Source organism: Streptomyces sp. NPDC030838 (genome assembly GCF_055572035.1).
Window position 1 is genome coordinate 54,459 of record NZ_JBVIED010000014.1, and the last position, 25,251, is coordinate 79,709.

At 72.2% G+C, this 25,251-nt stretch carries 25 protein-coding genes and 1 riboswitch; of the genes, 8 read left to right on the forward strand and 17 right to left on the reverse strand.

Annotation, left to right across the window (positions count from 1 at the left end; translation table 11 throughout):
• From yczE to ACZ42A_RS29885, 4 genes are all read left to right on the forward strand, one after another.
• Complete coding sequence (yczE, locus tag ACZ42A_RS29870) at window positions 1-732, forward strand: membrane protein YczE (RefSeq protein WP_468530399.1); 732 nt, start codon at window positions 1-3, stop codon at window positions 730-732.
• The gene (locus ACZ42A_RS29875) at window positions 729-1,496 is read left to right on the forward strand and encodes a glycerophosphodiester phosphodiesterase (protein ID WP_468530400.1); all 768 of its coding nucleotides are present in this window, start codon (window positions 729-731) and stop codon (window positions 1,494-1,496) included. The genes yczE and ACZ42A_RS29875 overlap by 4 nt, the downstream gene beginning before the upstream one ends.
• 62 nt (window positions 1,497-1,558) lie before the next feature.
• The gene (locus ACZ42A_RS29880) at window positions 1,559-2,914 is read left to right on the forward strand and encodes an MFS transporter (protein WP_468530401.1); all 1,356 of its coding nucleotides are present in this window, start codon (window positions 1,559-1,561) and stop codon (window positions 2,912-2,914) included.
• 278 nt (window positions 2,915-3,192) lie between these two features.
• A complete protein-coding gene (locus tag ACZ42A_RS29885; protein WP_003977404.1) occupies window positions 3,193-3,567 on the forward strand; it encodes an RNA polymerase-binding protein RbpA in 375 nt (124 codons plus the stop codon).
• 233 nt (window positions 3,568-3,800) lie between these two features.
• Here the strand turns inward: ACZ42A_RS29885 and fxsA are convergent, their stop codons facing one another.
• The 4 genes from fxsA to ACZ42A_RS29905 form a co-directional block, all read right to left on the reverse strand.
• Window positions 3,801-4,355, reverse strand: coding sequence for an FxsA family membrane protein (fxsA, locus tag ACZ42A_RS29890; protein ID WP_468530402.1), 555 nt, complete (start codon window positions 4,353-4,355; stop codon window positions 3,801-3,803).
• 73 nt (window positions 4,356-4,428) lie between these two features.
• Window positions 4,429-5,238, reverse strand: a complete 810-nt coding sequence (locus ACZ42A_RS29895; protein WP_468530403.1) for a polyprenol monophosphomannose synthase — start codon at window positions 5,236-5,238, stop codon at window positions 4,429-4,431.
• Window positions 5,239-5,775: 537 nt separating this feature from the next.
• The gene (locus tag ACZ42A_RS29900) at window positions 5,776-7,377 is read right to left on the reverse strand and encodes an amidohydrolase (protein WP_468530404.1); all 1,602 of its coding nucleotides are present in this window, start codon (window positions 7,375-7,377) and stop codon (window positions 5,776-5,778) included.
• A gap of 46 nt (window positions 7,378-7,423) precedes the next feature.
• Complete coding sequence (locus ACZ42A_RS29905) at window positions 7,424-7,864, reverse strand: Lrp/AsnC family transcriptional regulator (RefSeq protein WP_018548954.1); 441 nt, start codon at window positions 7,862-7,864, stop codon at window positions 7,424-7,426.
• A 268-nt stretch (window positions 7,865-8,132) separates the two neighbouring features.
• On the opposite strand from ACZ42A_RS29905, the gene ACZ42A_RS29910 reads away from it, so the two are divergent.
• Window positions 8,133-8,573: a hypothetical protein gene (locus ACZ42A_RS29910; protein WP_468530405.1), complete on the forward strand. Its 441-nt coding sequence runs from the start codon at window positions 8,133-8,135 to the stop codon at window positions 8,571-8,573.
• A gap of 454 nt (window positions 8,574-9,027) precedes the next feature.
• On the opposite strand, the gene ACZ42A_RS29915 is transcribed toward ACZ42A_RS29910, so the two are convergent.
• On the reverse strand, window positions 9,028-10,200 hold the full coding sequence (locus ACZ42A_RS29915) for an acyl-CoA dehydrogenase family protein (protein ID WP_468530406.1): 1,173 nt from the start codon (window positions 10,198-10,200) through the stop codon (window positions 9,028-9,030).
• Window positions 10,201-10,549: 349 nt separating this feature from the next.
• Between ACZ42A_RS29915 and ACZ42A_RS29920 the strand changes: the two genes are divergently transcribed.
• On the forward strand, window positions 10,550-11,788 hold the full coding sequence (locus ACZ42A_RS29920; RefSeq protein WP_468530407.1) for a glycoside hydrolase family 18 protein: 1,239 nt from the start codon (window positions 10,550-10,552) through the stop codon (window positions 11,786-11,788).
• 49 nt (window positions 11,789-11,837) lie between these two features.
• Here the strand turns inward: ACZ42A_RS29920 and ACZ42A_RS29925 are convergent, their stop codons facing one another.
• The 3 genes from ACZ42A_RS29925 to ACZ42A_RS29935 all read right to left on the reverse strand — a co-directional run bounded on the left by ACZ42A_RS29925 (window position 11,838) and on the right by ACZ42A_RS29935 (window position 14,270).
• A complete protein-coding gene (locus ACZ42A_RS29925) occupies window positions 11,838-12,497 on the reverse strand; it encodes a TetR/AcrR family transcriptional regulator (RefSeq protein WP_468530408.1) in 660 nt (219 codons plus the stop codon).
• 97 nt (window positions 12,498-12,594) lie between these two features.
• Entirely contained in the window at window positions 12,595-12,735 is a 141-nt protein-coding gene (locus ACZ42A_RS29930) for an SCO1431 family membrane protein (RefSeq protein ID WP_468530409.1), read from the reverse strand.
• A gap of 170 nt (window positions 12,736-12,905) precedes the next feature.
• Window positions 12,906-14,270, reverse strand: a complete 1,365-nt coding sequence (locus ACZ42A_RS29935; RefSeq protein ID WP_468530410.1) for a peptidase C39 family protein — start codon at window positions 14,268-14,270, stop codon at window positions 12,906-12,908.
• Between the two features lie 286 nt (window positions 14,271-14,556).
• Between ACZ42A_RS29935 and ACZ42A_RS29940 the strand changes: the two genes are divergently transcribed.
• Both ACZ42A_RS29940 and ACZ42A_RS29945 read left to right on the forward strand, forming a co-directional pair.
• Window positions 14,557-15,189 carry a uridine kinase family protein gene (locus tag ACZ42A_RS29940; protein WP_468530411.1) on the forward strand — a complete coding sequence of 211 codons (633 nt, stop codon included), beginning with the start codon at window positions 14,557-14,559 and terminating at the stop codon, window positions 15,187-15,189.
• Between the two features lie 402 nt (window positions 15,190-15,591).
• The gene (locus ACZ42A_RS29945) at window positions 15,592-17,454 is read left to right on the forward strand and encodes an AAA family ATPase (RefSeq protein ID WP_468530412.1); all 1,863 of its coding nucleotides are present in this window, start codon (window positions 15,592-15,594) and stop codon (window positions 17,452-17,454) included.
• Window positions 17,455-17,481: 27 nt separating this feature from the next.
• Here ACZ42A_RS29945 and ACZ42A_RS29950 read toward each other — a convergent pair whose 3' ends face one another.
• From ACZ42A_RS29950 to ACZ42A_RS29990, 9 genes are all read right to left on the reverse strand, one after another.
• Window positions 17,482-18,555 (reverse strand): hemolysin family protein, encoded by a 1,074-nt coding sequence (locus ACZ42A_RS29950; protein ID WP_468530413.1) that lies wholly within the window; start codon window positions 18,553-18,555, stop codon window positions 17,482-17,484.
• On the reverse strand, window positions 18,552-19,877 hold the full coding sequence (locus ACZ42A_RS29955) for a hemolysin family protein (protein WP_468530414.1): 1,326 nt from the start codon (window positions 19,875-19,877) through the stop codon (window positions 18,552-18,554). Before ACZ42A_RS29955 ends, ACZ42A_RS29950 begins: the two co-directional genes overlap by 4 nt.
• A 246-nt stretch (window positions 19,878-20,123) precedes the next feature.
• Window positions 20,124-20,576, reverse strand: coding sequence for a PH domain-containing protein (locus ACZ42A_RS29960; protein ID WP_468530415.1), 453 nt, complete (start codon window positions 20,574-20,576; stop codon window positions 20,124-20,126).
• 15 nt (window positions 20,577-20,591) lie between these two features.
• Window positions 20,592-21,440, reverse strand: coding sequence for an ATP phosphoribosyltransferase (gene hisG / locus ACZ42A_RS29965; protein ID WP_468530416.1), 849 nt, complete (start codon window positions 21,438-21,440; stop codon window positions 20,592-20,594).
• A gap of 48 nt (window positions 21,441-21,488) precedes the next feature.
• Entirely contained in the window at window positions 21,489-21,761 is a 273-nt protein-coding gene (locus ACZ42A_RS29970; protein ID WP_048458133.1) for a phosphoribosyl-ATP diphosphatase, read from the reverse strand.
• 34 nt (window positions 21,762-21,795) lie between these two features.
• On the reverse strand, window positions 21,796-22,281 hold the full coding sequence (gene ribH, locus ACZ42A_RS29975; protein ID WP_468530417.1) for a 6,7-dimethyl-8-ribityllumazine synthase: 486 nt from the start codon (window positions 22,279-22,281) through the stop codon (window positions 21,796-21,798).
• 36 nt (window positions 22,282-22,317) lie between these two features.
• Window positions 22,318-23,649, reverse strand: a complete 1,332-nt coding sequence (locus tag ACZ42A_RS29980; protein WP_468530418.1) for a bifunctional 3,4-dihydroxy-2-butanone-4-phosphate synthase/GTP cyclohydrolase II — start codon at window positions 23,647-23,649, stop codon at window positions 22,318-22,320.
• Complete coding sequence (locus tag ACZ42A_RS29985; RefSeq protein WP_468530419.1) at window positions 23,646-24,287, reverse strand: nicotinamide mononucleotide transporter family protein; 642 nt, start codon at window positions 24,285-24,287, stop codon at window positions 23,646-23,648. Before ACZ42A_RS29985 ends, ACZ42A_RS29980 begins: the two co-directional genes overlap by 4 nt.
• The gene (locus ACZ42A_RS29990) at window positions 24,284-24,886 is read right to left on the reverse strand and encodes a riboflavin synthase (RefSeq protein WP_468530420.1); all 603 of its coding nucleotides are present in this window, start codon (window positions 24,884-24,886) and stop codon (window positions 24,284-24,286) included. The genes ACZ42A_RS29985 and ACZ42A_RS29990 overlap by 4 nt, the downstream gene beginning before the upstream one ends.
• A 146-nt stretch (window positions 24,887-25,032) precedes the next feature.
• Window positions 25,033-25,163, reverse strand: a riboswitch (FMN riboswitch).
• Between the last annotated feature and the right edge of the window lie 88 nt (window positions 25,164-25,251).

The following is a 25,251-nucleotide window of genomic DNA, read 5'->3' on the forward strand; positions in this document are numbered from 1 at the left end:
ATGACATCTCATCCCAAGCCACAGAGTGTCACGCGTCAGGCCACATCCACCACCAGGGGGGACCCTTTGTCCACGCGTCGGTCCACACAGGGGCACGTCATACGCCGGTTGATCCAGCTGTACGCCGGTCTCGCGCTGTACGGCGCCAGCTCCGCCCTCCTGGTGAAGGCGGGACTCGGCCTGGAGCCGTGGAACGTCCTCCACGAGGGCCTGGCCGAGCGCACCGGACTGACGATCGGCGTGGTGTCGATCATCGTCGGCGCCGGGGTGCTGCTGCTGTGGATCCCGTTGCGCCAGCGCCCCGGCCTCGGCACGGTCTCCAACGTCTTCGTCGTCGGCATCGCCATGGACGGCACTCTCGCCCTCGTCCCCGAGGCGGACACCCTCGCCGTCCGAGTCCCCCTGATGCTGGCCGGCATCCTCCTCAACGGGGTCGCCACCGGGCTGTACATCGCCGCCCGCTTCGGTCCCGGGCCGCGCGACGGGCTGATGACCGGGCTGCACCGGCGCACCGGGCGCTCGATCCGGCTGATGCGGACGGCCGTCGAGATCGCGGTCGTCGTCACCGGTTTCGCGCTGGGCGGCACCATCGGCGTCGGCACGCTGCTGTACGCGATCTCGATCGGCCCGCTCGCCCAGCTCTTCCTGCGGGTGTTCGCCGTCCCGTCGGCATCCGACGGCAGCACGGTCGTTGCCGGAGGGCAACCGCGGCGCGCGATACTGCGACCGTGAGCACGCGCATACGCCATCCCTATCTCGACCACCCCGGCCCCATCCCGTTCGCCCACCGGGGCGGGGCGGGCGACGGCCTGGAGAACACGGCGCTCCAGTTCCGGCGGGCGGTCGAGACCGGCTACCGGTACATCGAGACCGATGTGCACGCCACGCGGGACGGCAAGCTCGTGGCGTTCCACGACGCGACGCTGGACCGGGTGACCGACGGCGCGGGCCGGATCGCGGACCTGCCCTGGGCTGAGGTGCGGCACGCGCGCGTGGGCGGCAGCGAACCGGTGCCGCTGTTCGAAGAACTGCTGGAGGCCTTTCCCGAGGTGCGCTGGAACGTCGACCTCAAGGCGGAGTCGGCGCTCCACCCGTTCCTCGATCTGGTCGCCCGCACCGACTCCTGGGACCGGATCTGCGTCGGTTCGTTCTCCGAGGCCCGCGTGGTGCGCGCCCAGCGGCTGGCCGGACCGCGCCTGGCGACGTCGTACGGCACCCGGGGCGTGCTCAATCTGCGGCTGCGCTCCTGGGGCGTCCCGGCCGCGCTGCGCCGCTCGGCCGTCGCCGCCCAGGTGCCCGAGTACCAGTCCGGCATCCAGGTGGTGGACCACCGCTTCGTCCGCGCCGCCCACGCGCGCGGGCTGCAGGTGCACGTGTGGACGATCAACGAACCGGAGCGGATGCACCGGCTCCTGGACCTGGGAGTCGATGGCATCATGACCGATCACATCGACACACTGCGCAAGGTCATGGAGGACCGCGGCGTCTGGGCGTGACGCCCCGGACCCGCCGCCGCCCGGCCCTGCGCGCGGCACCTGCACGGGAAGCGAGGGCACGGGTGGGCACCGACACCGTGCGGACCGGCACCGCGGACGCGGACGACGAGTCCGCCGCGCGACGGCGCGAACAGCGCGGCTGGTACGCCTACGACTGGGCGTGCTCCGTCTACTCGACGAGCGTGCTCACCGTGTTCCTGGGCCCCTACCTGACGTCGGTCGCCGAGTCGGCCGCGGACGCCGACGGATTCGTGCACCCGCTGGGGATCCCGGTGCGCGCCGGGTCCTTCTTCCCGTACGCGGTGTCCCTGTCGGTGATCGTGGCCGTCCTGGCGATGCCTCTGGTGGGCGCGGCCGCCGACCGCACGGGCCGGAAGAAGCCCCTGCTGGCCGTCGCCGCCTACACGGGTGCCGCGGCCACCGCGGGCATGTTCTTCCTCTCCGGCGACCGCTATCTGCTCGGCGGGGCGCTGCTGGTCGTCGCGAACGCGGCCCAGTCGGTGGCGATGATGCTCTACAACGCCTATCTGCCACAGATCGCGACGCCCGAGGAGCGGGACGCGGTCTCCTCGCGCGGCTGGGCCTTCGGGTACGCGGCCGGAGCCCTGGTCCTGGTCGGCAACCTGGTGCTCTACCTGGCCCACGACTCCTTCGGGCTCTCGGAGAGCGAGGCCGTGCGTATCTGTCTGGCCTCCGCCGGACTGTGGTGGGGAGCGTTCGCCCTGATCCCGCTGCGCCGGCTGCGTGACCGCCCGGCACCGGGGCGGGCGGCGGGCGTCACCGGCCGCCGCCAGCTGACGGCGACCCTGCGCGACATGCGCCGCCACCCGCTGACCCTGGCCTTCCTGCTGGCGTACCTGGTCTACAACGACGGCATCCAGACGGTGATCAGCCAGGCCTCGGTCTACGGCTCCGAGGAGCTGGGACTCGGCCAGTCGACGCTCATCGGGGCCGTGCTGCTGGTCCAGGTGCTGGCGGTGGCGGGCGCGCTGGCGCCGGGCCGGCTGGCCCGGCGGTACGGCGCCAAGCGGACCGTGCTGGGTTCGCTGGTGGCGTGGACGGTGATTCTCGCCACGGGATACTTCCTGCCCGCCGGGGCGCCGCTGTGGTTCTTCGTGCTGGCCGCCGGGATCGGTCTGGTCCTCGGCGGCAGCCAGGCGCTCTCCCGCTCCCTGTTCTCGCACCTGGTCCCGCCCGGCAAGGAGGCCGAGTACTTCTCGGCCTACGAGCTGAGCGACCGCGGCATGAGCTGGCTGGGCCCGCTGCTGTTCGGCCTGACCTACCAGCTGACCGGGAGCTACCGGGACGCGATCATCTCCCTGGTGGCCTTCTTCGTACTGGGATTCGCGCTGCTCGCGCGGGTGCCGGTACGGCGGGCGATCGGCGACGCGGGCAACCCCGTTCCCGAAAGGATTTAGCACTCGGCGCGAAAGGGCTGTAGTGTACGCGTTTGGCCTGCCAGGCGTACCGTTACTGCGCGTCAAAGATGCCGAAACGCTGGGTGACATCTCCTAGCAGATGTGACAAACCGGGCGCCTGTGGGTACTGCACTGGTTGACAAGGCTGCGGCTACGACGGCGACGCATGACCCGGAACGTGACTCGGAACGGGAATCTTTACCGCCGACCGGACGTTGACCGGATGACGACGACAGCGACACCTGTCCTGTGGGCGACAAGCCCGGGAGGCACGATTCATGAGTGAGCGAGCTCTTCGCGGCACGCGCCTCGTGGTGACCAGCTACGAGACGGACCGCGGCATCGACCTGGCCCCGCGCCAGGCCGTGGAGTACGCATGCGAGAAGGGGCACCGATTCGAGATGCCCTTCTCGGTCGAGGCGGAGATCCCGCCGGAGTGGGAGTGCAAGGTCTGCGGGGCCCAGGCACTCCTTGTGGATGGCGACGGCCCGGAGGAGAAGAAGGCCAAGCCCGCGCGAACGCATTGGGACATGCTGATGGAGCGGCGCACCCGTGAGGAGCTCGAAGAGGTCCTCGAGGAGCGGCTGGCCGTGCTGCGTTCCGGCGCGATGAACATCGCCGTTCATCCCCGGGACAGCCGCAAGTCGGCCTGAGTCCCGGCGGGGCCTGGCCCGGTATCCAGCGCGCACGCACATGACCGCGGGCGCCGTACGTGAGTCCCACGTGCGGCGCCCGCGGTCGTTGCGTCGTTCGTGCGGGCCCGGCGCTACGGCGCCTGCGGTCGTTCCGTCGCTTGTGCGCGCCCGGCGCTCAGCGACGCAGGACGGTCAGCGGTTCAGTGCGATCACGCGGTCAGCGGTTCAGCGCGATCAGCGGTTCAGCGTGCTCAGCGGTTCAGCGGCGGGCGCTGCTCGCGGGGCGCGTCCCCGGGCTCGTCGCGGATGACCTCACCCTGCACGACCTTGCCGTCGGGACGGCGCATACGGGCCTGCTGGAAGGCGTCGCCCAGGCTGCCGGGCGTGGCCCGGCGCAGCTTGCGCTCCACCGTTCGCTCGGCGTACCGGCCGAGGGCCTTCTGGACCGGGGGAAGGAGCAGCAGCAGGCCGGCGACGTCCGAGATCAGGCCGGGCAGCATCAGCAGCAGGCCGCCGAGCATCATGAGACCGCTGCCGCCTCCGCTGGAGGGCGCGGTGCCCCGTTGCAGCGCCTCGTTGAGGTTCTGGAAGGCGCGCCGGCCCGCCCGCTTGATGACCACCGAGCCGAGCACGATTCCGGCGAGCAGCAGCAGGAACACCGTGAAGCCGCCCGCCGCGTCCGCGACCACGGTCAGCAGCCAGATCTCCAGCACCAGCCACGCAGCGACGGCGAGCGGCAGCACCGTGCGCAGCCGGGACCGCCGGGGCCGGGCGGAGAGCGGAGGGGTCGAAGCGCCAGTCATCATGCGTCCAGTGTGCCTGGGCCCGGCTCAGGGCGGGATAAGGGCCTGATCGACGAGCCCCTGGACCCCGGAGGGCTCATGACTTCCGCTGCGCCGCCCCGGCGTCGCGGCCCAGCAGCTTGCCGACCCGCTCCCCCACGCCCCACGAGGTGACCCGCCACAGGGCCTCGACGAGGATGTCGCGGCTCATCTTGGAGTCGCCCAGCTCGCGTTCGACGAAGGTGATCGGGACCTCGACGACGTGGTAGCCGGCCTTGATGGCACGGCGGGCGAGATCGACCTGGAAGCAGTAGCCCTGGGAGGCGACGTCGTCGAGGCCGATGCCCCGCAGGGTCTCGGCCCGGAACGCGCGGTAGCCGCCGGTGATGTCGCGCAGCGGCAGGTCGAGCGCGAGACGCGAGTAGAGGCTGCCGCCGCGGGAGATGAACTCGCGGGACTTGGGCCAGTTCACCACCCGGCCGCCCGGCACCCAGCGGGAGCCGAGCACCAGGTCGGCGCCCTTCAGCGCGGTCAGCAGCCGGGGCAGCTCCTCGGGCTGGTGGGAGCCGTCGGCGTCCATCTCGATCAGCACGCCGTAGCCGCGCTCCAGGCCCCAGCGGAAGCCCGCGAGATAGGCGGCGCCCAGGCCCTCCTTGCCCTTGCGGTGCAGCACCTGGACCTGGTCGTCGGAGGCGGCGAGTTCGTCGGCGAGCTTGCCGGTGCCGTCGGGGCTGTTGTCGTCGGCCACCAGAACGTGCGCCTCGGGGACCGCCTTGCGCACCCGGCCGACGATCGTCTTGATGTTCTCCGCCTCGTTGTAGGTCGGAATGATCACCAAGGCCGTGCCGAGCGGGCCGAAACGCCTCCCCTGGGCCTCTGCCGCGCGGGTCCCGTCGCCGTCGTTCACTGCTGCCCCTTCATGTCCGTACGCAGAGGTCCACCATAGTGGCCGCGGCCTGCGCCGACGCGACAGGACGAGCGTACGGTGGTGTCGGTTCCGGGAAAGCGGGGTAGATGCACGGGTTTGACCGTCCGCCGGTGCGGCGGATGGGGGCCCGGCGCCCTTCGGGCCGACCTGGGACCCGCTGGCTGCGGGTCGACCGAAAGCCGTTGTCTACTGAGCACCCGGGCCCCACCCGGGTCACACCTTCCCGACCGGCCGGAACGTCCCCTCGGCGCGCTGCCGACGCTGAGCCTGGCTCCCAGTGACGGTGCCCCGGTGCGGTACACCATCCCTGACCCAGCGGCGTCGCGGCGAGCGTGTGAACGTTCCCCGGTCGAGTGTCCGGTGGTGGACCCGGCCGAACCTACCGGCCCCCTGCCGCCGCCTGTCAACAGCCGTTTGACCTGCGGTTTCCTCGCGACGTCGCAGGTCGGCGCGGTGGATACGCAGGTCGCGCGACGGTGCGCCGGGCGTGGTGCGGCCGCGCGCCGCCCCGGGAGATCACTCGCCCGGCCGTACGAACACCGTCCGCCCGCCGACCACCGTGCGCAGACAGACGGGCAGGTCGGTGCCCGGGGTCAGGTCGGGCAGGCCGGGGGTGCCGGAGCGCGGGTCGGTGGACCAGCGCGCGACCCGGTCGTCGGGGGCCTGCACGATCAGCTCCCCGGTGCGCCACACGGCGTAGTCCGCGGGTGCGCCCGGCACCAGGGCGCCGGCGTCGTCCCGGCCGATCGCCCGCCAGCCGCCGCGGGTGTGGGCGGTGAAGGCGGCCCGGACGGAGACCCGGTGCTCGGGCGTGCGGTGGAAGGCGGCGGCGCGGACCGTGCCCCACGGGTCGAGCGGGGTGACCGGGCTGTCGGAGCCGAGGGCGAGCGGGACCCCGGCACGCAGCAGGGCCGCGAACGGGTTGAGCGTACGGGCGCGCTCGGCGCCGAGCCGCTGCGCGTACATGCCGTCCTCGCCGCCCCACAGGGCGTCGAAGGCGGGCTGCACGGAGGCGGTGAGGCCGAGTTCGGCGAAGGCGGCGATGGTCTCCGGAGTGAGCATCTCGGCGTGCTCGACGCGGTGCCGGGCGGCCCGGATCCGGGCGAGGCCCACCTTCTCGGCGGCGGCGCGCACGCCCTCGACGACGGCGGTGACGGCGGCGTCGCCGATGGCGTGGAAACCGGCCTGGAGGCCCGCCTCGGTGCAGGCGACGACGTGCGCGGCGACGGCGTCGGCGTCCAGGTAGGCGGTGCCGGTGTGGGCGGCGTCGGCGTACGGCTCGTGCAGGCAGGCGGTGTGGGAGCCTAGGGCGCCGTCGACGAAGAGGTCGCCCGCGGCGCCCGCCGCGCCCAGCTCCCGGGCCTTGTCGACGTCTCGTTCGGCCCAGTAGCCGATCACGCGCGGACCGGGCTCCTCGGCCGCGAGACGCAGCAGGCCGGTGAAGTCGTCCTCGGAGGAGATCTCGGGCCCGCCGCACTCGTGGACCGAGCCGATACCGAGAGAGGCGGCGTGGGCGAGGGCGGCCCGCTGGGCCTTGGTGCGCTGCCGCGGGGTCACGGCGGCGAGGGCGGCGGCGCGCACCGCGTGGTGGGCGTCGGCAGTCAGCGGGCCGTCCAGCGGTCCGAGCCCCGGGGTCATGTCCAGCAGCGCCGTGGTGACGACCGCCGAGTGCACGTCGATCCGCGACAGGTACAGCGGGCGCCCGCCCGTCGCCTCGTCCAGCTCCGCGCGGGTCGGCGGCCGGCCGCCGGGCCAGCGGGCGGCGTCCCAGCCGTGGCCGAGCAGCACCCGGTCGTGCGGGCGGGCGGCGGCGAACTCCCGCACCAGGGCCAGCGCCTGGTCGAGATCCCGCGCGGCGGACAGGTCGAGCCCGGTGAGGGCAAGGCCGGTGGCGGTGGCGTGGACGTGCGCGTCGGTGAACGCGGGGGTGACGAGGGCGCCGTCGAGGTCGATCACCTCGTCGACGCCGTCCGCGAAGGCGTCGGCCGCGCCCTCGGAGCCGACCCAGGCGACCTGGCCGTGCTCGACGACCATGGCGGTGGCGAACGGATCGGCGGGGCTGTGGACCTCTCCGCGGCGGAGGAGGACGGTCTTCGTCGGGGCGGTGCGCTCACTCATGGGGAACAGTCTCGCGCCCCGCGTGCGCCGCCCCGCACCCAGGTGCTCAGATGCGCGGGGGCCGGGCCTCGTACGGCGTCGAGAGGACCACGGTGGTACGGGTCGAGACCCCGGCCAGGCTGCGCAGCCGGGCCAGCAGCTCCTCCAGCTCGTGGGGGGTGGCCACCCGCACCTTGAGGATGTAGTTCTCGTCGCCCGCCACGCTGTGGCAGGCCTCGATCTCGGGCACCCCGGCGAGCCGGTCGGCGATGTCGTCGGGGGCGCTGGGGTCGAACGGCTTCACCGAGATGAAGGCGGTCAGGGGCAGCCCGACGGCCTCGGGGTCGACCACGGCGGCGTACCCGCGGATGACGCCACGCTGCTCCAGCCGGCGCACCCGCTGGTGCACGGCCGATGTGGACAGGCCCGTGGCCTTGCCCAGGTCGGTGTAGCTCATCCGCCCGTCCTTGACGAGCAGCTGCACGATCTGTCGGTCCAGCTCCTCCATGGCGCAAGAACCTACAGTGCCGCTGATCTCCTCGGATAGCCGAGCGGCGCAGGTCATGCCCGGTTCGTGATGTGGGCGCCGGCGGACGGTGGGCCGTCCGGGCGACAGGGCAGCCTCGCCGGGCACCTGCATACGGCATGTGACGAACGCCACAGGGCCCGAGCCGTCTCCGTGATGTTCTCGTGATTACCCCGGAATCCGGTTGGGAAGTGCTTGCTGTGGTCGAGGCCGCAGTGCCTGAACGGCCCAGCCCGAGGGGGAGAATCCCATGCAGAGTCTTAAGCGCCCTGGTCGTACCGCGCCCAAGCGGCAGCAGCCGGTCGTGGAGCCCGAGCCGGAGGGCGTCGAACCCGACGCCTACGACGACACGGAAGAGCTCGACGCGTACGACACCTTCGAGATGTACCGGGTGATCTGCCCGGACTGCGCGCAGCCCATCGCCCTGCTGGCGGACGAGGAGGTCCTGCCGGAGCACGCGCTGTGCGCCTCGCCGTGGAACCCGTTCGGCCTCACGGTCTGCGCCGGCACCGGCCGCCGGGCCGCCGACGCCCGGCCCGCGGACGAGTCCTTCGAGCCCCAGGAGCAGGACACCGCCCTGCTGCTGACGCTGCCTCAGGGGCTCGACTGGCGGACGCAGCCGTTCTCGCACGTCGGCGGCCCGGGCTCGCGCCCCATGCGCGTCCCGGCGATGCGCCGCCGTGCCGCCTGAGCCGCCCGGCCCGCTCACCTCACCGCGACCGCACCACGGCACTCGGCTGCCGTGGTGCGGTTCGGTGTGCCCGGATACGCCGGGCGGGTGACGTCCGTGCCGGGCGTGCGCGCGTGACGGCACGCCCCGTTCCCGCGCCGGTGGACCTGCCGGGCGCCGGGCGCCACCCGGGAACGCACGCCCGATTCAGCGGACGGGTGACCTGTCCGCCCCGCGTGGCGTTGCCCAGGTATGACCCCCACATCCTCCACGACCGGGCGTCAGCGTCCACTGTTCGTCCCGACCATCGCAGAATCGGTTCCGCTGCCGCCCCCGGCGGTCCCGCCGCACCTCCAGGACCCGCCGATCTACCGCGATCTGCTGCACGCCTGGGCCACCCGGGGCCGCACCCTGCCGGGACGCCACGACCCGGAGTGGGTCCGGCTGGCGGCACCCCTGGTCAGGCCGGGGCAGTTCAGCGGCTCTCCGGACCGGCGAGGTGACGGGCGATGACCATCCGCTGGATCTGATTGGTGCCCTCGACGATCTGGAGCACCTTGGCCTCGCGCATGTAGCGCTCGACGGGGAAGTCCGCGGTGTAGCCGTAGCCGCCGAGGACCTGGACGGCGTCCGTGGTGACCTTCATCGCCGTGTCGGTGCAGTGCAGCTTGGCCATGGCCGCCTGCTTGGCGAACGGCCGACCCGCGTCCCGCAGCCGCGCCGCCGCCAGGTAGAGGGCACGGCCCGCCTCGATCTGCGTCGCCATGTCGGCGAGCATGAAGCGCAGGCCCTGGAAGTCGGCGATCGGCCGGCCGAACTGGCGGCGCCCCTGGGCGTACTCCACCGCCGCGTCCAGCGCCGCCTGGGCGACGCCGATCGCGCAGGCGGCGATGCCGAGCCGCCCGGAGTCCAGGGCGGCCAGGGCGATCGCGAAGCCCTGGCCCTCCTCGCCGATGCGCCGGTCGTCGCCGACGCGCACCCCGTCGAAGTGGACCTGGGCGGTGGGCGAGCCCTTCATGCCCATCTTCTTCTCGGGGGCCGCCGCGCTCAGCCGCGCGGCGTCGCCGGGCACCAGGAAGGCGGTGATCCCGCGCGGGCCCTCCTCGCCGGTGCGGGCCATGACGGTGTAGAAGTCGGCGATGCCGCCGTGGGTGATCCAGGCCTTGGTCCCGGTGATCACCCACTCGTCGCCGTCCCGGACGGCCTTGGTGCGCAGGGAGGCCGCGTCGGAGCCGGAGGAGGGCTCGGAGAGGCAGTACGCGCCGAGCAGACCGCCGCCGAGCATGGCGGGGAGATGCTCGACCTGCTGCTCCTTGGTGCCGTAGGTGGCGAGGGCGTAGGAGGCCAGGGTGTGCACGCTGACGCCGAGGCCGACGGTCAGGCGGGCCGCGGCCAGCTCCTCGAGGACCTGGAGGTAGACCTCGTACGGCTGCTCCCCGCCGCCGTACTCGGCGTCGTAGGGCAGTCCGAGGAGGCCGGATTCGGACAGGAGGGTGAAGATCTCGCGCGGGAAGCGCCCGGCATCCTCCTCCTCGGCCGCCTTCGGCGCGATCTCGCGCTGCGCTATGTCGCGGACGAGCGAGATCAGGTCCCGGGCCTCGTCCGTGGGCAGTTGTCGGTCCACCGGCTGCGGGGCGCGGTCGGGCATGGCGACGCTCTCCTCCCGTTTCGGGCACATCGGCGGGCGGGCGTCGTTGGGTGGGGCGCCTCCGCCGGTCTTTCTGAGGGCCGGCCGCGGGGCGGGCTTCCGGGTCTCGGAAGCCGCTGACCAGCGGCTGTGCGCAGTGAGTATGCCCGATCCGGGCCCCGGCGTCACCGGTTAACGACCGCTCACTTCAAGAATTCCCGCGCGGCCGTCCCCGCAGTCCGGTCGGGCGGAAATTGGTCCGCACCATTGACCCGACTGGTCTAGTCCTCCTACGGTGTCGCATCGCCGAGCGCTTTATCGCGTTCATGCCAACCAGCGCGCGTTCCCCTCCCCCCACGAGGAGACCCCGATGCGAACTCCCCACCGTCCCCGCGCCCGGTTCCGGGCCCTCGTCGCCGCCGCCTGTACCGCCGTCCTCGGCGCCGGGCTCCTCGCGGGCGCGGGCGCGACCACCGCCACCGCCGCACCCGAGGCGGAGGCCGCGGCCGGCTCCAAGGTCGTCGGCTACTTCACCGAATGGGGCACCTACGGCCGCAACTACCTGGTCAAGAACATCGTCACCTCCGGCTCCGCCGCCAAGCTCACCCACATCAACTACGCATTCGGCAATGTCTCCGGCGGCAAGTGCGTCATGGGCGACGCCTACGCGGCCACCGACCGCGCCTACACCGCCGCCGAGTCCGTCGACGGCGTCGCCGACACCTGGGACCAGCCGCTGCGCGGCAACTTCAACCAGCTGCGCGAGCTGAAGAAGAAGTACCCGCACATCAAGGTGCTGTGGTCGTTCGGCGGCTGGACCTGGTCGGGCGGCTTCGGCGAGGCCGCGAGGAACCCCGCCGCGTTCGCGCAGTCCTGCTACGACCTGGTCGAGAACTCCAAGTGGGCGGACGTCTTCGACGGCATCGACATCGACTGGGAGTACCCGAACGCCTGCGGCGCCACCTGCGACACCAGCGGCCGGGCGGCCTACAAGAACCTGATGGCGGCGGTCCGGGCCAAGTTCGGCTCCGGCAACCTGGTCACCGCGGCGATCCCGGCGGACGCGGCCGCCGGCGGCAAGATCGACGCGGCGGACTACGCGGGCGCGGCGCAGTACGTCAACTGGTACAACCCGATGACCTACGACTACTTCGGCGCCTGGGACGCCACCGGCCCGACCGCCCCGCACTCGCCGCTGACCTCGTACTCCGGCATCCCGAAGGCGGCGAACCACACCTCGGCGACGATCGCCAAGCTCAAGGGCCTCGGCATCCCCGCCTCCAAACTGCTGCTCGGCATCGGCTTCTACGGCCGCGGCTGGACCGGCGTCACCCAGACCGCGCCCGGCGGCACCGCGACCGGCCCGGCGGCCGGTACGTACGAGCAGGGCATCGACGACTACAAGGTGCTGAAGACCAAGTGCCCGCCGACCGGCACGGTGGGCGGCACCGCGTACGCCAAGTGCGGCAGCAACTGGTGGAGTTACGACACCCCGGCGACCATCGCGACGAAGATGACGTACAAGAACCAGCAGGGTCTCGGCGGCACCTTCTTCTGGGAGCTGAGCGGGGACACCGCGAGCGGTGAGCTGATCAAGGCGATCAACTAACCGCGACGGAAGGGAAATCGGGGCGGGGGCCGGTCACCGGCCTCCGCCCTCAGCCGTCCCGGCGGGCGGGCCGCGGGGCCGGGTAGGCGGGGTCGAGTTCCTCGATGGCGCGCATCGCGCCGCCGAGCGTCTTCACCAGCAGCTCCCGCATGAGATCGCGGGACAGGCCGGGACGGTCGATCCAGTCGAGGGTGGCGCCCTCGACGCCACAGACCCAGCCGAGCAGTCCCATCCGCGCCAGCGGGGTGATCTCCCGGTGGCCGTACGCCCCTTCGGCGATGGTCGCGACGATCGCCTCGCGCACCCCGTCCCGGATGGCCTGCACCTCGGTGTCGAAGCCGACGCCGCCGCTGACGATGGTGCGGTACGCGGCCTGGTTGTCCTCGGCGTAGCGCAGATAGCCGTCGACGGTGCGCTCCACCCGCTCCCGCGCCGGGAGTTCGAGGCCGCTCGCCGCGAAGGTGACCAGGTCGGCGACGGAGTCCTGGACGATGGCCAGGTAGTAGCCGCGCTTGGACCGGAAGTAGTAGTAGATCAGTCCCTTGGCGACATGGGCCTGGCGGGCGATGTCGTCCATCGAGAGCGCGTCGTAGGACGTGTCGGCGAACAACTTCCGCCCGATGGCGATGAGTTCGGCGCGGCGCGCGAGGGAGCGCTCGGTTCCGCGCGGCCGGGGACGAGCGGCGTCGCGCTGTTCACTGATATTCACTTTCGACCCTGGTTCCAACGGGCGGCGGGACATCCCGCAGTATGGCAGGTCGGGCCGGACGGATATGCGTCAGTTCACAGCCGCACCATGCCGTGGGTCACAGCAGGCCGAGCTGGGTGATCAGCATGGCGACGACGGCCACCAGGACCCAACCCATGACATGCTCGACGATCTTCGGGCCGTCGTCCTGGGGGCCGCCGGTGCGGGCGCGGGCGGCGGTGAGCGAAGTGGCGGTCATGTGCGTCTCGCTGGTCTCGTCGTGCGGTGGACGTGCGGGGGCGTCCCCCGCCGGCAGGGAGGGCATTCCCCACCGACAGGAGGGCGTTCCCCACCGATCTGTCCACCTTGCCACCGCCCGCGCCGTTTGCGGCCGAGACGTTCCTCACAGCCCCGGCCGCGCCCGCCGGGTCAGCGGACGCCCACCGCCGCGAGCGCCGCCCGCTGGCGCGGGGTCGGCCGGGCCGGGAAGTAGAGGTAGCAGACGCCGCCGGTGCCGGAGACGACCTTGCCGGAGGCGTTGTAGCGCTTCGTCCGCAGCCAGATGTTCTCGAATTCCCTCCGCCGATAGACCCGCCGCACCGCGTCGTTGCTCGGCGACGCCGGGTCGTTGGCGATCACGTCGCCCTCGGCGGTGAAGCCGATCACGGTCATCAGGTGCCCGGCGGTGCCGTAGCCCGCGCCGGTCAGCTCCTCCTTGAGGAAGGACTGGGAGGTGATGGCCGGGATGCCCGCGGCGATCAGCGTCTCCAGGTCGGTCAGCGACCCGAGCCGGGTCACCACCCCGCGCAGATCCTTGAAGGTGGCCGCGTAGGCGGCGTTGAACGGCCAGTTGCCGCAGCCCGCGTACTGGTAGTCGTAGGTGTACCGGGCCGCGTGGCAGACCTGCGGGTCGGCGTAGGCCGGGTCGACCCAGGACAGCTGCTCCGGGGTGAGCCGGCCGCCCCAGTACTCGATGATCATCTGCGAGGAGGTGGGGCTGCACCAGGCCTCGCCGCCGTTGTCGTACTCGGGGTACTGGCCGACGTGGATCTCCTGCGAGTAGCGCGGGACGGTCAGCTCCTGGGCGAGACCGGGGCTGGAGGCGGGGACGGTGAAGCGGTCGGGGATGTCGGAGCCCATCGCACCGGCCCGCCACACGGTGGGGGTGAGCCGGGTGCCCGGCCGCCGGTGCAGGGTCAGCCGGAGCCGGTACGACACCAGGCGCAGTCCGGACGCCGGGGTGTCGATGGCGAAGGTGTCCGTCCAGACGCTGCTCTTGCCGTCGCCCTGGTCGTCGACGGAGGTCCGCCGGATGTCCTGGTCGCCGGCCGCCCAGCGGCCCATGACGTACCAGGGGGTGTCGGTGCCGTCGGAGTAGGTGCCCTTGAGGTCGATCTGGAGCCAGGTGCCGTCCGGGGTGTGCGCGTTCCAGGACGGGATCACCTCGGTGGCGGGGACGGCGAGCCGGTGGACGGGCGAGGTCCAGGTCGCGTACTCCCAGCGGGAGGTCTTGCCGGTGTGCGGGTCCGGGTAGTCGAGGGTGCCGAGGGGCGCGGCGATCGCCAGGCCGGGCCGGGTGCCGGCGACGGCCCGGGTGCCCTTGGCGGTGCCGGAGCGCCAGTCGGTGTACGTGGTCCAGGCGCGGTTGTCGATCGGGCGGGCGGGGGCCCCGCCGCCGGTCCCGCCGGCGGTCGCGGTACTGTCGGCGACGGCCGTCCCCGCGCTGCCGGTGACCGCGGCGGCGACCGCGGCGGCCAGAAGGGTTCTGCGGGACGGCTGTTCGGCTCTGCTCATGGGCGCATGACTCCCAGGGGTGCGAGACGGGCAGGTCCTTGCGGTGTGCGGTCGTGCGGCACCGCTGCGTGCGGTCGTGCGGACACCGCTGTCGTGGTTCTGCGTGCACCGCTGCACGCGGTCGTGCGTCGACCGCTGCACGCGGTCGTGCGTGGACCGCTGTACGCGGTTGTGTTCGCCAACTATGGACGCGGGCGGACCGCCCTGCCAGCACTTCGGGGCATGCCACGCGGACCAATATTGGTCAGGACCACTGCCGGGTGCGGTCGCGCGGCATGATGGGCGCGTGTCCCATCCCCTGAACGACCTCGCCCGTACGCTCCGCCGCCTCCCGCCGTCCTGCGGCCCGGTCCGCCTCGTCGGCGTCGACGGGCACGCGGGCTCGGGGAAGTCGACCTTCGCCGGGGAGCTGGCGGCCGCGCTCGGCGGGGCGCCGGTGCTGCATCTGGACGACATCGCCAGCCACGAGGAGCTGTTCGAGTGGACCGGCCGGCTGCTGGCACAGGTGATCGAGCCGCTGCGCCGCGGCGCCACCGCCCACTACGCCCCCTATGACTGGCGCGCCCGTCGCTTCGGCCCGCCCCGCCCGCTGTCGCCCGCACCGGTGATGCTCCTGGAGGGCGTGGGCGCGGGCCGCCGTGCGCTTCGCCCGCATCTGGCGCATCTGCTGTGGATGGAGCTGCCCCGCGAGGACTCCTGGACGCGGGGCCGCTCCCGGGACGGGGAGGAGCAGAGGGAGTTCTGGGACGGATGGGTCTCCGCGGAGCGGCGGCATTTCGCCGACGACCCCTCGCGGCCGTACGCCGACCTTCTGGTGCTTCAGGTGACAGAGGGGTATGAGGTGCTGGTGGGGCCCGCGGGACGCTCCGGCGGGGACCAGCGCGTGACGCTGCGTGATGGATCGTCTCCGATGTGGTGAACTTGTGAAGACCCTTGCGAGCGAACTCGGCCGAGTGCCTCAACTCGGCTTGACCCAGGGCCCGTACAGGACTTACGTTCTCAATGTGCGGCCAAACGGAGCCGCCCAGCGACGCGAAGCCCCCGGTTGTTCCCCCGTGACCGGGGGCTTCGTTCTGTCCGCTTCACTTTTTCCGGCGCACGCCCGCTCCGATTCGCTCACCCTCGGTCACCACGCGGTGTGCGCCCCCTCTGCTCCCACCTCGCCAAACGTGCCCTGCGGCGCCCTTCGGCGGGCACCCGGCCCGCGGGTACGATGCCCACTGTCGCAACTCCGGTCCGCTGCACAGCGGTTCGACCGACGCGGCCGCCGGGCGACGGCCCGGCGGTGAACCAGCGGGGGCACGGTTTGTGGGGGGACGTGATGGACTTCGCCGCGCAGGGCCCCGAGGCCCCGGCCGACCTCGCCTGGCTGCGAGGCGTGGACGCCTACACCATGGGTGCCTATCCGCAGGCGGAGGAGGAGTTCCGCACCGCGGTACGGCTCGACCCCGGAATGGCCGACGGCTGGCTGGGGCTGCACGCGCTGCGCGTCGACACCACCACCGCGCTGCTGCGGATGTTCCGCCACCGTGACCGCTTCGGCGAGCAGCGCGCCCGCCACCGCCGCACCCTCAACTCCTGGTACTGGCTGGGCTGGTGGGTGCAGCCGGTGCTGGAGAGCCCCCGTGATCTGCTGCTGGCGCACGCCTCGCACTGGCTGGACGGCCGCCATGTCCCGGAGCTGGACCGGGCCCTGGCCGGGCTGCCGCCGGTCGACGCCGACTCCCAGGTCCGCTTTCTGCACGCCTGCCGGGCCTATCTGGTCAAGGACTGGGAGCAGCTGGTGCGGCACACCGATCCGCTGCTCGACGATCCGCTGCTCGGCATCGAGGCGGGCCTGTTCGGCGGCATGGCCCGGGTCCGCCTGGAGATGTACGGCCAGGCCGAACCCCTGCTGTCCGCCGCCCTGATGCGCTGCCGCAGCGAGCAGCCGCAGCGCAAGGAGCTGCGGTACTGGCTGGCGCGGGCGCACGAGGGCACCGGCCGCTCGGCGGCGGCGCTCCCCCTGTACCGGGCGGTGCACCGCGTCGACCCCGCCTTCATGGACACCTCCGCGCGGCTCGCCGCGATCGCCGAGGGCGACGGGTACGACGAGACCGACAGCCTCACCGCGCTCACCCTGGCCGGCGCCGGCCCGGACGGCCTCGACGGCCCCGAGGGGCTCGACCCGCTCTACGACGCCGAGGACCGGAACCTGAAGCTGTCCGAGCCCGAGCCGCCGCCCGCCGGGCCGCTGCCGTCGGAGAGCGACCCGGCGGTACGCGAGAAGATCCTGCCGGTGCAGCCGCTGCCCGCCGGGCCCACCGACCCCGCGTTACTCGAGGAGGCGCTCGCCGAACTGGAGCGCATGGTGGGCCTGGAGCCGGTGAAACGGCAGGTCAAGGCCCTGTCGGCACAGCTGAACATGGCACGGCTGCGGGCCGGGCAGGGCCTGCCCGTCCAGCCGCCCAAGCGGCACTTCGTCTTCTCCGGCCCGTCCGGCACCGGCAAGACCACCGTCGCCCGGATCCTCGGCCGCGTCTTCTACGCGCTCGGCCTGCTCGGCGGCGACCATCTCGTGGAGGCACAGCGCGCCGACCTGGTCGGCGAGTACCTGGGCCAGACGGCCGTGAAGGCCAACGAACTGATCGACTCCGCGCTCGGCGGGGTGCTCTTCGTCGACGAGGCGTACTCGCTGTCGAACTCCGGATACGGCAAGGGCGACGCCTACGGCGACGAGGCGCTCCAGGTGCTGCTGAAGCGGGCGGAGGACAACCGCGACCACCTGGTGGTGATCCTGGCCGGCTATCCCGAGGGCATGGACCGCCTGCTGGCCGCCAACCCCGGACTGTCCTCCCGGTTCACGACCCGGGTCGACTTCCCCTCGTACCGGCCGCTGGAGCTGACCGCGATCGGCGAGGTGCTGGCCGCCGAGAACGGCGACGTGTGGGACGAGGAGTCGCTGGAGGAGCTGCGGTCGATCGCCGGGCACGTGGTGGACCAGGGCTGGATCGACGAGCTGGGCAACGGGCGGTTCCTGCGCACGCTGTACGAGAAGAGCTGCGCGTACCGGGATCTGCGGCTGTCGACGTATCCGGGGACGCTGTCCCGGGAGGACCTGGCGACGCTGCGGCTGCCGGATCTGATGCAGGCGTACGGAGAGGTGCTGTCGGGGCGGGGGCCGCAGGATCCGTCGGCACTGTGACGGACCCCGCGGCCCGGCGGGCGGGTGTCAGCCCGCCAGCACCTCCTCGCCCGACCGGGGTTCGGTCACCGTCGGCAGGACCTTCCGGTGAGCCGGGTCCCGCACCTCACCGACCAGCAGCTCGAGTACGTCCTCCAGCGCCACAAGACCCAGCACCCGGCCGGAGGCGTCGGCCACCTGGGCGAGGTGCGTGGCGGCGCGGCGCATGACCGTCAGGGCGTCGTCGAGGGGCAGTTCGGAACGGAGGGTCGTCATCGGGCGCCACAGCTGCTGCGGCACCGCGCGGTCGGAGTCCTCCAGGTCGAGGACGTCCTTCACATGCAGATAGCCCATGAAGGCGCCGCCGTCCGTGGCGACCGGGAAGCGGGAGTACCCGGTGCGGGCGGTCAGCTCGACGATCTGTCCGGGCGTGACCGACGGGGGCACCGTCACCAGCGACTCGCGCCCCAGCAGGACGTCCGTCACCGGGCGGGAGCCCAGTTCCAGGGCGTCCTCCAGGCGTTCGGCCTCCTCGGGGTCGAGCAGTCCGGCCTGCCCGGAGTCCTCCACCAGCCGGTTGAGCTGTTCGCTGGTGAAGACGGCCTCGACCTCGTCCTTGGGCTCGACCCGGAACAGCCGCAGCACGCCCTGGGCGCAGGCGCCGAGGGCCACGGTGATCGGCCGGCACAGCCGGGCGAACGCGACCAGTCCGGGGCTGAGCCACAGCGCGGCCTTCTCCGGCGCGGCCATCGCCAGGTTCTTCGGGACCATCTCGCCGATGACGAGGTGGAAGAAGACGACGGTGGCCAGGGCGATGACGTAGCCCAGCGGGTGGATCATCGCGTGCGGCAGGTGTATCCACGCGAAGACGGGCTCCAGCAGATGCGCGACCGTCGGCTCGGCGACCGCGCCCAGCGTCAGCGAGCAGACGGTGATGCCGAACTGGGCGGCGGCCATCATCTGCGGGAGCCGCTCCAGGCCGTAGAGCACCTGGCGGGCGCGGGCGGTGCCGAGCGGTTCGATCTGGCTGCGGCGCACGGAGACCAGCGCGAACTCGGCGCCGACGAAGAAGCCGTTGGCGAGCACGAGCAGCGCGGCGAAGAGCAGTTGGAGCACGCTCATCGGGCGGCCTCCAGGACGGGGGCCGTGCGCACCAGGCGGACCCGTTCGGCGCGGTAGTGGCCGACCTGGCGCACGGCGAGGCGCCAGCCGGGCAGTTCGGCCCGGTCCCCGACGGCCGGGATCCGGCCGAGCAGGTCGGCGACGAGTCCGGCGACCGTCTCGTAGGGCCCCTCGGGCACCTCCAGGCCGATCCGGAGCAGGGTGTCGACCCGGCAGCTGCCGTCGACGTCCCAGGCGGGCCTGCCGTCCTCCGGCGGCGCCGGGGCGAGTTCCGGCACGTCGTGACCGTCGTGCTCGTCCCGGACCTCGCCGACGATCTCCTCGACGATGTCCTCCAGGGTGACGACCCCGGCGGTGCCGCCGTACTCGTCGACGACCACCGCGATCGGCTGCTCGCTGCGCAGCCGGGCCAGCAGCGGCCGGACGGGCAGGGTCTCGGGGACGAGCAGGGCCGGCCGGGCGATCCGGGCGACGGGGGTGCGCAGCCGCTCGTGGACGGGTATCGCCAGGGCGTCCTTGAGGTGGACCATGCCGACCACCTCGTCGATCCGCTCCCGGTAGACGGGGAAGCGGGACAGGCCGGTGGCCCGGGTCAGATTGACCACGTCCTCGGCGGTCGCCGACGACTGCAGCGCGCTGACCTTCACCCGCGGGGTCATCACATGCTGCGCGGTCAGCTCGCCGAGCGACAGGGTGCGGACGAACAGGTCCGCGGTGTCCTGCTCCAGGGCGCCGGCCTGCGCCGAGTGGCGGGCGAGGGAGACGAGTTCGCCGGGGGTGCGGGCGGAGGCCAGCTCCTCGGCGGGCTCGAAGCCCAGGGCGCGGACGAGCCGGTTGGCGACGCCGTTCAGCCCGGCGATCACCGGGCGGAACAAGCGGGCGAAGGTGTGCTGCGGGCCCGCGACGAAGCGCGCGACCTGCATCGGGCGGGACACCGCCCAGTTCTTGGGGACCAGTTCGCCGACCACCATCTGCACGGCGGAGGCCAGCAGCATGCCGATCACCACGGACACCCCGGACACCGCGCCCTCGGGGATGCCGACGGCCGTGAGCGGGCCGTCGAGCAGCTGGGCGAGGGCCGGTTCGGCGAGCATGCCGACGACCAGGGAGGTGATGGTGATGCCGAGCTGGGTGCCGGAGAGCTGGAAGGACAGCTCCTTGAGGGAGGCGACGACCCTGAGGGCCCGTCGGTCGCCCTCGGCGGCGGCCTTCTCGGCCTCCCCGCGCTCGACGGTCACCAGGCCGAACTCGGCCGCCACGAAGAAGCCGTTGGCGAGAATCAGCAGGAAAGCGGCTGCCAGGAGCAGCAGGGGGATGGTCATGATGCCGCCGCCTCCGCACGGGCGCGGACCTCGGGAACCGGGTCCGCGCTATGTCGGCAGGGGGCGGCGCAGGTACTACAGGACGATCCGTCCATCGCCGGAGAGGGTCACTCCTCGGGTAGCAGGAACCCCCGGCGCGCCAGGGGCACGACAGGGGCGGAGGCGCAGGGAATGCGCCTCCGCCCCACAGATTAATCAAGACAGGGGGTCCTGCGGCAGGGTGAGCACCCCGGACGTGCCCCCGAGTCAGCCCTGATGTTCCCCGGTCCGGGCCTCGACGAGGGCCCTCAGGGTGCGGGCGTGGTCGATGGCCTGCTCCTTGCCGATGCCCGGCTGGATGCCGATGACGGGCAGGCTGGTGCCGTCGCTCAGGTCGAGGAACGCCCAGGGGTCGCCGACCCGCAGGTTCACCTGGACGATCTCCGCCCACTCCAGCCGGCGGACGGTGCCGAAGTTGACGACCGTCACGCCGGACTCCTCGGCGACCACCTTGGGCCGCGCCAGCCGCAGCAGCACCCAGGCCAGCAGGGCGGCGACGAAGACGAAGCTCAGTTTCTCGGCCGGGCTGAGGCGCTCCAGGAGCAGCGCGACCAGCGACACGGTGACGAAGATCGCAGCGGCGGCGGTGAGCAGCACGGCCCGGGTGCGGGTCGGCCGGAGGGTGACGGGAAGAGTGGGGAGGGGTGCCGGTTCCGACATCGTGCGCCGCTCCTCTCAGAGCCGGCAGGCGTGGATGGCGGTGGTCAGGATGGCCCGCGCTCCGATGGAGTACAGGTCGTCCATGATCCGCTGGGCGTCCTTGGCGGGCACCATGGCGCGGACCGCGACCCAGCCCTCGTTGTGCAGCGGCGAGATGGTCGGCGACTCCAGGCCCGGGGTGAGGGCGACGGCCTTCTCCAGCTGCTCGACCCGGCAGTCGTAGTCCATCATCACGTAGGTCCGGGCGACCAGGACGCCCTGGAGGCGGCGCAGGAACTGCTGGACCTTCTCCTCCTCGGCGTCGGCCCCGACGCGGCGGACGACCACGGCCTCGGACTTCATGATCGGCTCGCCGATGACCTCCAGACCGGCGTTGCGCAGCGAGGTGCCGGTCTCGACGACGTCCGCGATGACCTCGGCGACGCCGAGTTCGATGGCGGTCTCGACGGCGCCGTCGAGGTGGACGACGGAGGCGTCGATGCCGTTGTCGGCGAGGTGCTTGGCGACGATGCCCTCGTAGGAGGTGGCGACCGTCATGCCGCTGAGGTCCTCGACGCCGTTCGCCGTGCCCGGCTTGGTGGCGTAGCGGAAGGTGGAGCGGGCGAAGCCCAGCGGCAGGATCTCCTCGGCGCTGGCGCCGGAGTCGATCAGCAGGTCGCGGCCGGTGATGCCGATGTCGAGCCTGCCGGAGGAGACGTAGATCGCGATGTCGCGGGGGCGGAGGTAGAAGAACTCGACCTCGTTCTCCGGGTCGACGATCCGCAGTTCCTTGGACTCGCGGCGCTGCTGGTAGCCGGCCTCATGCAGCATCTCCGCCGCAGGGCCGGAGAGTGAACCCTTGTTGGGAACGGCGATGCGCAGCATGAGGTCGGCTTCCTTTGTTCGCTCTTACGGTGTGCTGGTTGCTGGTGCTCAGAGGTGGGCGTAGACGTCGTCCAGGGAGATCCCGCGTGCGACCATCATCACCTGGACGTGGTACAGCAGCTGGGAGATCTCCTCGGCGGCCGCCTCCTTGCCCTCGTACTCGGCGGCCATCCAGACCTCGGCGGCCTCCTCGACGACCTTCTTGCCGATGGCATGGACGCCCTTCTCGACCAGCTCTGCGGTGCGGGAAGTGGCGGGGTCGCCGTGGGCGGCCTTGTGCTGGAGCTCGGTGAAGAGCTCCTCGAACGTCTTCTTGGACATGATGCCTCTTACCCTACGGGGTAACGGCCACCTCTCAGCGCCACGGTTCAGATACTGAACGCAGGGTGGCCGCCGTGGCGACCGCCGCGGTGACCGCCTCGTGCCCCTTGTCCTCGCTGGAGCCGTCCAGTCCCGCCCGGTCCAGGGCCTGCTCCTCGGTGTCGCAGGTGAGCACGCCGAAGCCGACGGGAACGCCGGTGTCGACGGAGACCTGGGTGAGGCCCTGGGTGACGCCCTGGCACACGTAGTCGAAGTGGGGGGTGCCGCCGCGGATGACGACGCCGAGGGCGACGATCGCGTCGTAGCCGCGTCCGGCGAGCACCTTGGCGACCACCGGAAGCTCCCAGCTGCCGGGGACCCGCAGCAGGGTCGGCTCGTCGATGCCCAGCTCGTGCAGGGCGCGCAGCGCGCCGTCCACCAGGCCGTCCATCACCTTCTCGTGCCACTGCGCCGCGATGACGGCGACCCGCAGGTCACCCACATTGCGTACGGACAGCTCCGGTGCGCCCTTGCCGCTCACGTTCTCGCCTCTCCTCGGTGTCTCTCGGGTGTTCGGTTACTGGTCGCCGCAGGTGGCCGCCGCCGCGGGGGCGTCCAGCCAGGGCAGGTCGTGGCCCATCCGGTCCCGCTTGGTGCGCAGGTAGCGGAGGTTGTGCTCGCCCGCGGTCACGGGCATCGGCTCGCGCTCGACGACCTCGATGCCGTGGCGGAGGAGCGCGTCGGCCTTGTCGGGGTTGTTGGTCATCAGGCGGACGCTGCGCACGCCGAGGTCCTGGAGGATCTGGGCGCCCGCCCCGTAGTCCCGGGCGTCGGCGGGCAGGCCCAGCTCCAGGTTGGCGTCGAGGGTGTCCCGCCCGCGCTCCTGCAGTTCGTAGGCCCGCAGCTTGGACAGCAGGCCGATGCCGCGGCCCTCGTGTCCGCGCAGGTAGACCACCACGCCCCGGCCCGCGGCCTGGATGCGCTCCAGGGAGGCCTCCAGCTGGGGGCCGCAGTCGCAGCGCAGGGAGTGGAAGACGTCACCGGTGAGGCACTCGGAGTGCATCCGGACCAGGACGTCCGCGCCGTCGCCCAGCTCGCCGTGGACGAGGGCGACGTGCTCGACGCCGTCCACGGTGGAGCGGTAGCCGTACGCCGTGAAGGTGCCGTGCCGGGTCGGCAGGTGGACCTCGGCCTCGCGGCGGACGGTGGGCTCGGATGGGGGTGCCCCCTGCTCGAGCGGAGCCGAGAGCTTGGGGGAGCGGCGGTAGGCGATCAGGTCCTCGATGGAGATGATCGTCAGGCCGTGCTTGCGGGCGAACGGGATCAGCTCGGGCAGCCGCAGCATCTGGCCGTCCTCGCCGGCGATCTCGACGATGGCGCCGGCCGGGCGCAGACCCGCGAGCCGGGCGAGGTCGACGGCGGCCTCGGTGTGGCCGTTGCGGACCAGGACGCCGCCGGGCTTGGCGCGCAGCGGGAAGATGTGGCCGGGGCGGACGAAGTCGGACGGCTCGGCGGTGCCGGTCGCCAGCAGCTGGAGGGTGGTGGCGCGGTCGGAGGCCGAGATTCCGGTGGTCACGCCGTGCGCGGCGGAGGCGTCCACGGAGATGGTGAACGCGGTCTTCATCGACTCGGTGTTGTCCGCGACCATCTGCGGGAGCCGGAGCCGGTCCAGTTCGTCGCCCTCCATGGGGGCGCAGATCAGGCCGCGGCACTCGCTCATCATGAACGCGACGATCTCGGGGGTGGCCTTCTCGGCGGCGATGACGAGGTCGCCCTCGTTCTCCCGGTCCTCGTCGTCGACGACCACGACCGGGCGGCCGGCCGCGATGTCGGCGATGGCCTGCTCGATCGGGTCGAGGGCGAAGTCCTCGATGCCGTCGGTGCTGTACAGCAGGGGGGCGGTGGTCATGCCGGGGCTCCTTCCAGGACGGGCTGCCCCGCCCGGCGGGAGCGCAGCCACCAGTCGCGCATGCCCCACAGGACGAGCGCGCCGTAGATGACGTAGACGAAACCGGAGAAGGCGTAGCCGTTGGCGAAGTTGAGGGGCACGCCGACCAGGTCGACGAGCAGCCAGGCGAACCAGAACTCGACCATGCCGCGCGCCTGGGCGTACATGGCGACGATGGTGCCGACGAAGATGTACGCGTCGGGCCAGGGGTCCCAGGACAGGCTCGGGTACGCCGTGAAGAGCAGGGCGACCGCGACGGTGCCGAGGGCGGCCGCGGCGGCCATCGCGCCGCGCTCGCGCCAGGTGGCGAACCGTACGGCGATCCGGCCGTCCTCCGTCTGGCCCTTGCCGCGGTTCCACTGCCACCAGCCGTACAGCGCGACGGCCATGACGACGGCCTGCTTGCCGGCGCTGCCGGTCAGGTGGCCGAAGAAGGCGCCGAAGAGGACGAGGCCGGAGAGGAACTGCACGGGCCAGGTCCACAGGGAGCGCCGCCAGCCGAGGGCGAGGGTGATGAGGCCGAGGATGTTGCCGACCATGTCCGACCAGATGATGTGCTGGCCGAGGAGGGTGAAGGCCTCGGAGTTCAGCCAGTTCACTGCGCGGCCCCCCGGGTGCCGAGCAGCCGCTCGACGTACTTGGCGATCACGTCCACCTCGAGGTTGACCGGGTCGCCGGGCTGCTTGATGCCGAGCGTGGTCAGGGCGAGGGTGGTCGGGATGAGGCTGACGGTGAAGTAGTCGGGGCCGGCCTCGACGACGGTGAGGCTGATGCCGTCGACCGTGATGGAGCCCTTCTCGACGACGTAGCGGGCGAGGTCGGCGGGGAGGGAGATCTTCACGATCTCCCAGTGCTCGGAGGGGGTGCGTTCGAGGACCGTGCCGGTGCCGTCGACGTGGCCCTGCACGATGTGGCCGCCGAGGCGGGCGCCGACGGCGGTGGGCCGTTCGAGGTTGACGCGGGAGCCGACCGTGAGGACGCCCAGGCTGGAGCGCTTGAGGGTCTCGGCCATGACGTCGGCGGTGAACTCGTCGCCCTCGTGGTCGACGACCGTCAGGCAGACGCCGTTGACGGCGATCGAGTCGCCGTGCTTCGCGTCTTCGGTGACGACGGGGCCACGCAGCCGGAAGCGACAGGCGTCGTCGAGGGTCTCGACGGCGGTGACCTCGCCCAGCTCTTCGACGATTCCGGTGAACACTTCCCGGGTCCTCCTGCCTCTTCGGGCACGGACTCCGGGGCTGTCGATGACGACAGAAAGTACGAGCGAGGGCACCGAGAGCGACGCCGGACAGGGCTCGCCACAGGGCGAACCGGTACGGCGGCACGCACGGATGTGCCCGCCCGCCGCGCACTGCCTCCCATCCGGACTTTAACCGTCGGTCCAGGAATTTCACCTGGTCAACCGGCCGCTGGAGGCGACCGGGTCGCGGACTGTAACCGCCGGTTCGGACTTTCACCGACCCCGGAGTGCGCTGCTACTGGTACAGGGCCAGTGTGCCACGCCCGATCGACGTCCATACGGGGAGGCGGTGTGGGGTGGCTCACAGCACGTCGGCATGGACT

Bases quoted from the DNA above. Each gene is read 5' to 3' on its own strand.
- yczE (WP_468530399.1), top strand. From the start codon at position 1: ATGACATCTCATCCCAAGCCACAGAGTGTCACGCGTCAGGCCACATCC.
- ACZ42A_RS29885 (WP_003977404.1), top strand. From the start codon at position 3,193: ATGAGTGAGCGAGCTCTTCGCGGCACGCGCCTCGTGGTGACCAGCTAC.
- fxsA (WP_468530402.1), bottom strand. From the start codon at position 4,355: ATGATGACTGGCGCTTCGACCCCTCCGCTCTCCGCCCGGCCCCGGCGG.
- ACZ42A_RS29900 (WP_468530404.1), bottom strand. From the start codon at position 7,377: ATGAGTGAGCGCACCGCCCCGACGAAGACCGTCCTCCTCCGCCGCGGA.
- ACZ42A_RS29905 (WP_018548954.1), bottom strand. From the start codon at position 7,864: ATGGAGGAGCTGGACCGACAGATCGTGCAGCTGCTCGTCAAGGACGGG.
- ACZ42A_RS29910 (WP_468530405.1), top strand. From the start codon at position 8,133: ATGCAGAGTCTTAAGCGCCCTGGTCGTACCGCGCCCAAGCGGCAGCAG.
- ACZ42A_RS29915 (WP_468530406.1), bottom strand. From the start codon at position 10,200: ATGCCCGACCGCGCCCCGCAGCCGGTGGACCGACAACTGCCCACGGAC.
- ACZ42A_RS29920 (WP_468530407.1), top strand. From the start codon at position 10,550: ATGCGAACTCCCCACCGTCCCCGCGCCCGGTTCCGGGCCCTCGTCGCC.
- ACZ42A_RS29930 (WP_468530409.1), bottom strand. From the start codon at position 12,735: ATGACCGCCACTTCGCTCACCGCCGCCCGCGCCCGCACCGGCGGCCCC.
- ACZ42A_RS29935 (WP_468530410.1), bottom strand. From the start codon at position 14,270: ATGAGCAGAGCCGAACAGCCGTCCCGCAGAACCCTTCTGGCCGCCGCG.
- ACZ42A_RS29945 (WP_468530412.1), top strand. From the start codon at position 15,592: ATGGACTTCGCCGCGCAGGGCCCCGAGGCCCCGGCCGACCTCGCCTGG.
- ACZ42A_RS29950 (WP_468530413.1), bottom strand. From the start codon at position 18,555: ATGAGCGTGCTCCAACTGCTCTTCGCCGCGCTGCTCGTGCTCGCCAAC.
- ACZ42A_RS29955 (WP_468530414.1), bottom strand. From the start codon at position 19,877: ATGACCATCCCCCTGCTGCTCCTGGCAGCCGCTTTCCTGCTGATTCTC.
- ACZ42A_RS29960 (WP_468530415.1), bottom strand. From the start codon at position 20,576: ATGTCGGAACCGGCACCCCTCCCCACTCTTCCCGTCACCCTCCGGCCG.
- hisG (WP_468530416.1), bottom strand. From the start codon at position 21,440: ATGCTGCGCATCGCCGTTCCCAACAAGGGTTCACTCTCCGGCCCTGCG.
- ACZ42A_RS29970 (WP_048458133.1), bottom strand. From the start codon at position 21,761: ATGTCCAAGAAGACGTTCGAGGAGCTCTTCACCGAGCTCCAGCACAAG.
- ACZ42A_RS29980 (WP_468530418.1), bottom strand. From the start codon at position 23,649: ATGACCACCGCCCCCCTGCTGTACAGCACCGACGGCATCGAGGACTTC.